The organism is Nguyenibacter vanlangensis, from assembly GCF_013376155.1.
Taxonomy (GTDB): domain Bacteria; phylum Pseudomonadota; class Alphaproteobacteria; order Acetobacterales; family Acetobacteraceae; genus Gluconacetobacter; species Gluconacetobacter vanlangensis.
In genome coordinates this window covers 21,838-29,186 of record NZ_JABXXP010000009.1, presented here as the reverse complement: position 1 = coordinate 29,186, position 7,349 = coordinate 21,838, and the positions used below count along the sequence as shown (strand labels likewise).

6 protein-coding genes are annotated in these 7,349 nt (G+C 66.6%); 4 read left to right on the top strand and 2 right to left on the bottom strand.

Translation table 11 applies throughout. The annotated features are described in order from the left end of the window. Both HUK84_RS01990 and HUK84_RS01985 read left to right on the top strand, forming a co-directional pair. Nucleotides 1-721, top strand: a 721-nt coding sequence (locus HUK84_RS01990; protein ID WP_176638723.1) for an ABC transporter permease, incomplete at its 5' end; no start/stop codon positions are given. Beyond that, nucleotides 715-1,476, top strand: coding sequence for an ABC transporter ATP-binding protein (locus HUK84_RS01985; RefSeq protein ID WP_176638722.1), 762 nt, complete (start codon nt 715-717; stop codon nt 1,474-1,476). The genes HUK84_RS01990 and HUK84_RS01985, both read left to right, overlap by 7 nt. Nucleotides 1,477-1,521: 45 nt before the next feature. Here HUK84_RS01985 and HUK84_RS01980 read toward each other — a convergent pair whose 3' ends face one another. Then, entirely contained in the window at nt 1,522-2,610 is a 1,089-nt protein-coding gene (locus HUK84_RS01980; RefSeq protein WP_176638721.1) for an LLM class flavin-dependent oxidoreductase, read from the bottom strand. 204 nt (nt 2,611-2,814) lie between these two features. Here HUK84_RS01980 and HUK84_RS01975 point away from each other — a divergent pair, with 204 nt between their 5' ends. Together HUK84_RS01975 and HUK84_RS01970 are read left to right on the top strand one after the other, a co-directional pair. Further along, entirely contained in the window at nt 2,815-4,410 is a 1,596-nt protein-coding gene (locus HUK84_RS01975) for an FAD-dependent oxidoreductase (protein WP_246285302.1), read from the top strand. Beyond that, the gene (locus HUK84_RS01970) at nt 4,407-4,796 is read left to right on the top strand and encodes a 4Fe-4S dicluster domain-containing protein (protein WP_176638720.1); all 390 of its coding nucleotides are present in this window, start codon (nt 4,407-4,409) and stop codon (nt 4,794-4,796) included. Before HUK84_RS01975 ends, HUK84_RS01970 begins: the two co-directional genes overlap by 4 nt. A gap of 19 nt (nt 4,797-4,815) precedes the next feature. On the opposite strand, the gene HUK84_RS01965 is transcribed toward HUK84_RS01970, so the two are convergent. Next, entirely contained in the window at nt 4,816-7,275 is a 2,460-nt protein-coding gene (locus HUK84_RS01965) for a TonB-dependent receptor plug domain-containing protein (RefSeq protein ID WP_374729242.1), read from the bottom strand. Nucleotides 7,276-7,349 lie beyond the last annotated feature (74 nt).

Here is a 7,349-nt window from a genome sequence, read left to right as displayed (position 1 = left end):
CCTGGGCTTCGCGGCGTGGGAAATCGCGCAGGCCAAGCTGCTCTGGCTGCCGCGCCCGTTCTTCGGCACGCCGCAGGACCTGCTGGACGTCTTCCTGACGGACTGGAAGCGGCTGGGCGACAGCCTGCTGCACTCGCTGGGCCTGCTGGCGGTGGGATATGGCACGGGATCGGCGCTGGGCATCGCCACCGGCGTCGGGCTGGGCCGTTCGCCGCGCGTCCGCTACTGGGTGCAGCCGGTGATCCGCCTGATCGGCCCGTTGCCCCCCGTGGCGCTGCTGCCGGTGGCCTTCGTGCTGATCCCCTCCAGCCGGCTGGCCAGCGAGGCCCTGCTTGCCCTGGCGGCCGGCTTTCCCACCGCCATTCTCACCTGGTCCGGCGTCGCCGCCGTCGATCCGGCCTATTACGACGTCGCCCGCACCATGGGCGCGCGCAACCGCTTCCTGGTGCTGCGCGTCGCCCTGCCCGCCGCGATGCCGCAGATCTTCGTCGGCCTGTTCATGGGGCTGGGCGTCTCCTTCGCCACCCTGGTGGTGGCCGAAATGCTGGGCGTGAAGTCCGGCCTGGGCTTCTACATGCAATGGGCCCAGGGCTGGGCGGCCTATCCCAACATGTATGCGGCGCTGCTGGTGATGTCGCTGATGTGTACGGGACTGGTCACGCTGCTGTTCAAATTACGCGACCGCGTCCTGTCCTGGCAGAAGGACGGGCTGAAATGGTGAGCATCCGTCCCCTCGGGCTGCAACTCGCGCATATCGACCATGGCTATACGATCGGCGGCGCCTTCACCCCGGTTCTCGACGAGATCAGCCTGACCATCGCACCGGGCGAGTTCGTCGCCCTGCTCGGCCCCTCGGGCTGCGGCAAATCCACCCTGCTGCGCCTGATCGCGGGGCTGGAGACGCCGCGATCAGGCACGATCCTGGCCGACGGCATCTCCATCACCGGTCCGGGCCCCGACCGCATCGTGATGTTCCAGGACCCGACGCTCTATCCATGGCGCACCGTGCGCGGCAACGTGGCGCTGGGCCGCGACATCGCCGGCCGCAAAGACCCGGAAGCGGTCGAGGCCGCGATCGAACTGGTCGGGCTGAAGGGCTTCGAACGCGCCTGGCCGCATCAGCTTTCCGGCGGCATGGCCCAGCGCGCCGCCCTGGCCCGCGCGCTGGTCAACGACCCGCGCCTGCTGATCCTCGACGAACCGCTGGGCAAGCTGGACAGCCTGACGCGCCTGACGATGCAGGCCGAATTGCTGCGCCTGTGGCGCGATCGCGGCTTCACCGCCATCATGGTCACCCACGATGTCGAGGAAGCCCTGCTGCTGGCGACGCGCATCGTGGTCTTCAGCCCTCGCCCCGCCCGCATCGTCGGCGACCTGACGATCGACCTGCCCCCTCACCGCCACCGCGACGACCGACGCCTGCTGGCACTGCGCAGGGATATCCTGGTCCAGCTCGGACACAGCGCGGACTGGTAAAAGACGGAAGGCGCGCCGCCGCATGGCGGCGCGCTGCCTGACTTTTTACCCTGCAGCGACTCTGCTCCGCGTGTCGAGCGCAGCGACACGCTCACGCACCAGCGGAATCAGGTCGCGCCCGTAGCGCTCCGCGTCCGCCAGAGGCTCGAACCCCCGGATCAGAAAATTCTCGATTCCCAGCGCGTAATAATCGAGCAGCGCATCGGCGACCTGTTCGGGCGTGCCGACCAGGCCGGTCGAATTGCCGGCGGCACCCGTCACCTGCGCCACGCCGGTCCACAGGCGCTTGTCCCGCCGCAGGCCGGACGCCGTTTCCAGCAGGCGGCGCGATCCGTCATTGGGCGGCCGGTGCCCGCTGGTCGGCAATCCGGCTGCTTCGCGGTTCGCACGCACCTGTTCGACGATCTCCGCCGCGCGTTTCCATGCCGCGTCCTCAGTCTCCGCGATCACCGGCCGCAGGGACAGGGAAAATCCGATCGTGCGTCCATGGCGCGCAGCGGATGCGCGGACGCGCGCCACGATTTCCCGCGTGGCGTCCAGCGTTTCGCCCCAGGTCGCGTAGACATCGGCATGCCGCCCGGCCACGTCGATCGCCTCGGCCGAGGTGCCTCCGAAAAAGACGGGCAGGTTCCGCGGCTGGACGGAACTGAACGCCTGACGGACATGATAGAAGCGGCCGTCATGATCGAACGGTGCCGTAGCCGACCATTCCTGCCGCAGGATGCCCAGATATTCGTCGCTGCGCGCGTAGCGTTCGGCCTTGGTCGTGCCCACATCGCCGTCCCGCGCCATTTCCTCGTCCGCGCCGCCGGTGATGATATGCACCGCCACCCGCCCCTGGGAGAGCTGGTCCAGCGTCGCGAGCTGCCGCGCCGCCAGGGTGGGCTGGGTAAAGCCGGGCCGGTGAGCGACCAGGAAGCCGAGCCGCGTCGTCAGCGCGGCGCCATAGGCCGCGACGATCTGGCTTTCGGGCGAATTGGAACCGAAGGGGATCAGGACGCGATCGAAGCCGCCATCTTCCTGCACGCGCAGGGCCGCCTGCACGTATTCCCTGTCGAGCGAGCGCCTGCGCACCCCCGCATGCAGTTCCGAACTGTTGTTGCAGCCGATATAGCCGATAAAATTCACGGGCATGACGTTTCTCTCCGACACATCATGGAAGGATCGCCACTCTCCGCGACGGCCGCCGCCGATGTCATTCGAGAAAAGGTCAAGTCTCGCTCCATCATTCCTTATGCGTCGCGACATACCCCGGCCGTATCAGCCGGCATCAAGAATGATATGAAAACTCGTCATTTTTCCGGACGATTTTCACGTTCTATCGTCATCGGCACAGCAATGGACAAGACGCACATGTGGGCGTTCGAGAGCGACGTACTCGTCATCGGTGGGGGCATGGCGGCCGCCTGGGCCGCGATTTCGGCCGCCCGCGAGGGCGCATCCGTCACCCTGGTGGATAAGGGCTTTGTCGGTACCAGCGGGGTGACGGCGACCGGCGGGCCGAACCATTGGTGGGTGCCGCCGGATCCCGCCCGGCGCGAGGCCGCCATCCGCCGCCGCCTGGAGACGGCGTACGGGCTGGCCGACGCGGACTGGATGGCCAGGGTGATCGACGTCACCTGGCGGACGCTGCCGGATCTCGCGGCGTACTACCCCTTCAGCGGCGACGGCCAGGGCGGGACCTATTACTCCGGCGTGCGCGGCCCGGACTATATGCGTGGCCTGCGCCGCTACGCCCTGGCGCTGGGGGTGCGCGTGCTGGACCATCACCCGGCCCTGGAACTGCTGGCCCGCCCGGACGGCTCGATCGGGGGCGCTGCCGGCTATGCGCGGCTGCAGCGTCAATCCTGGACGGCGCGGGCGGGCGCGGTCATTCTCGCCACCGGCGGCTGCGCGTTCCGGTCGGGACTGATCGGCAGCCACAACAACACGGGCGACGGATATCTGATGGGGGTCGAAGCCGGGGCCGAACTGTCCGGCATGGAGTTCTGCGTCGCCTATTCAATCTCGCCGGCCTGGGCGTCCACCCGTACGCTGCCTTATACGGGTGCGCGCTTCTTTGACGCAGAGGGGCGGCTGCTCGACATTCCCTCGCCGCTGGCGCAAAGGGATTATCTGTGCGCGCTCGCCCGCGCCTTCGCCCAGGGGCCGGTCTTCGCCGATTTGCACGAGGCGCCCGAATTCCTCCGGACCGTCATCCGCAAGATCCAACCCGCGACCCCGACGCCGTTCGAACGGCGGGGGCTGGACATGTTCCGCGATCGCTTTCCCGTGGCGTTGTACGGCGAAGGAACGATCCGGGGAACCGGCGGCCTCAGGATCACCGACGGCGCGTGCCAGACCAGCGTGCCCGGCCTGTATGCGGCCGGCGATGCCGCAACGCGCGAACTGGTTGCGGGTGCCACCAGCGGCGGGGGCGCGCAGAATGCCGCCTGGGCCCTGGCATCCGGCGTCCTGGCGGGAAGCGGAGCGGCCTCGCTGGCACTGATCCTGGGCAAGGGAGGACGCCACGGCCCACTGACTGCCCTGGGACAGGCAGGCCTGCGTCCGCGCGCCACCAGCCGCCCGGTAGACGACCAGGCTGCGATCGGCCTGGCCCGGCACCACATCCTCGACCTCGACCAGGCTTTGTGGCGGAATGCGGAATCGCTGACGACAGCCCGGGCCGAACTAAATGCCGCCTGGGCCGAGATCCAGGACCACCGGCGGGGCGACGGTCTCGGCCTGGTCGCGGCGCGAGAGGCTGCGGCAATGACCGCGACGGCCCGCTGGTGCAATGCCGCCGCCCTGGCCCGCACCGAGAGCCGGGGCATGCATGTGCGCACCGACGTACCGGCCGCCATGCCCGCGCATGATGGCCGATTGCTCGTCGACGGCCTCGACAGGATCAGGACCCGTTTCGAAACCGCGGGCACCAAGGCCAATGCTGCATGATCACCTATATTTTTCCCGAGCGCTGTATCGCGTGCAACGATTGCGTGGCTGCCTGCCCGACCCATGTCCTGGACCCCGGCGCGGGAGGCGTGCCCACCATCGCCCGGCCTGATCAATGCCAGACCTGCTTCATGTGCGAACTTTATTGTCCTGCCGATGCCATTTACGTGGCGCCCGGCCGAGACGAAGCTGAAGCGCCCGACCCGGCGGCCATTCTGGCCTCCGGGCAGCTCGGCCGCGTGCGGCGCGATCATGGCTGGACCGGCGACGACCCCGACCCGTTGTCGGAGTTCTGGCGTCTTGGACCATTGCTGATGGCGGGGGCGGAGATCGCCGCCACACGCCATGCCCGCATGCGCGGGGAAGAGGGTGACGGCCGGGACTGAAACGCGCCGCCGGCCGGCGTCAGAGGCTGAAATTGATCCGGCCGTAGTAATAGCCCCCCGTGATCGGAACGCCGGACGAGTTGGCGTCGTAATAGGAATTGCCGAGATAGGACGTAATCAGCGGCATCCGGCGGGGACGGACATTGAAGATGTTGTTCGCGCCGACAGCGACGTGCCAGCGGCGCGAGAGCCGGTACCCGACTTCCAGATCGGTCAGCCAGCGCGGCGTGTTCACGAACTGATAGAATTGCGTGTTGGAATAGCGGAGCGCGGCCGGCGCCTGGTCCTCATAACTGACATCGTCGACCGTCTGGCCATAGCGGGTCTGGCGCAGATTGATATCCCAATTGCCGATCGTCCAATAGGCATCCAGGATGATCTTGCTGCGCGGGGACGCATTGGTCAGGTAGCCGATTCCCTGGGCGCTCAGCAGCGGGTTACCGTTCGCGTCCTTGGCCAGGTGATGTAGGCGCGTCCGGTTGAGGTTCAGACCCAGGCTGAGATCCAGATTGCCATACTGCCGCAGACGGAACAGGTAATCGGCGGTGATGTCCAGCCCCTGGGTGCGCGTACTGGCACCGTTGGAAAAATAGGTCGCCGATACGTCGTTGGATTGCAGTCCCGTCGGCAGCGTGGCGCCCGTCAGGGCGATGGCCTGTTCGGCGATGGCCCCTTCGTAATTGCCGCCGGCGACGATCCGGTCGCGGATATTGATCTGGTACACGTCGACCGCGACATGGAAACCGTCCACCGGTTCCAGCACGATGCCGCCGCTCGCATTCGTCGACCGTTCCGGTTTCAGCGGCACCGCGCCCAACAGACGCGCCGCCGCCGAATTGACGGCGAGGTCGCCCGTCGCCCCGGTCGGCGACACGTTCAGCGAACTGTAATGTTCCTCGGCCAGCGTCGGGGCGCGGAACCCGTTGCTGATGGTGGCCCGGACCGCGATGCGCCGGGTGAAATCGTACCGCGCCGAGATCTTGCCATTCTCGGTATTGCCGAAATCGGTATAATGCTCGAAACGCCCGGCCAGATCGACATCCAGCTTGCGCGTGACATGCATGTCGGTATCGATATAGCCGGCCCAGATGTCACGGCTCCAGCGGCCCGCATTCTCCGGCATCAGGCCGGCATAAGCCGCCGTCCCGCCCAGCAGATAGGACGGCGGAATGCCCGCACCCACGTCATAGGTCTCCAGCCGATGCTCGGCCCCGAAGGCCAGGTTCAGCTTTCTGCCCAGCACCTGGAACAGCCGGGTGAAATCCAGATCATTCGTCCATTGCGCGTTGCGATAGCTCTCCGCATGGACCGTGGTCGGCGTCCAGCCATAGGCGTCGTAGAAACCGACATTGGCAGTGTTCTTGACGCCGATATCGTCCTCGTCCGCACCATAGGTCGTGCTCAGATCCCAGTGGAACCCCAGGAAACGGTCGCCCTTCAGGCCCAGGGTCGCCGCATAGTCGTTCTCCTCGATCGTCTCCAGCGGCAGGAAACCGTAGGGATAGAGCTGCGGCAAGACCGACGGCAGGCGATAATGTTCGTTGGCTTCGGCGTGACGGTGGCCATAGGTGATAAAACCATAGCCCTGCACGCCTTCGGCCAGAGTCTTGCCGAAATCGATGCCCAGCGTCTCGCGGGTTTCTTCCGGCGTGCTCTGCGCCTGGTCGTCCTGCAATCCGGTGCGGGCGTCGGTGCCGCCATGGACGAAATGGTCGGTGTGATAGGCTTGCCCGCTCAAATGCAGATAACCGTCGCCGCCCAGGGAAAATCCGCCATCCATGCCAACCTGGTACTGCCAGCCATCACCGTTATAGGCATTGGCGCCGGTCTGCGCGGTCATATCCAACCCGTGGGGAGTCTTTTTCAGCACGACGTTGACGACCCCCGCAATGGCATCCGAACCGTACTGCGCCGCCGCGCCGTCGCGCAGAACCTCGATATGGTCGATCGCATCGACCGGTATCATGTTCAGATCGACCGGCATCGACCCTTTCTGCGGGCCGGAGTCGGCATAGATATTGCCCGTCATGTGGCGCCGCTTGCCGTCGACGAGGACGAGCGTGTCATTGGGGTTCAGTCCACGCAGGCGAATGAACGATGTCAGCGCCCCCGCATCCCATCCGACCGCATTGATGCTGATCGACGGGTTGGTCCGCGCCAGCGCGTCGGCCAAATTGATCTGTCCCGAACGGCGTAGCGCCGCCGCGGAAATGACGTCGATGGGCGAGGTGCTGGCACGCGCCGTCCGGTTGCGGACATGCGTGCCGGTGGCGATGACGATCTCGGCCGCATCCGGCGCGGCGACACTACCGGCCGGCACCGCGGACCGCACCGTCCGCCTGCCGGTCGGCGCTGCGTGCGCGCCCGTAGCCACCCCTTGTCGCGCGGCAGGCGTCGGGGCCGGCTTTACCTTGACGATATGTTTCCGCTTATGCGCCCCCAACGACGCCGCCTCCGGCGCTGCGCCGGCCACCGACATATGAGAAAAAGCCAGACTCGCTGAAAACAAAAGACCTTTTTTTAAAGACATTCTTCAATCCGTCCATTTCGAAG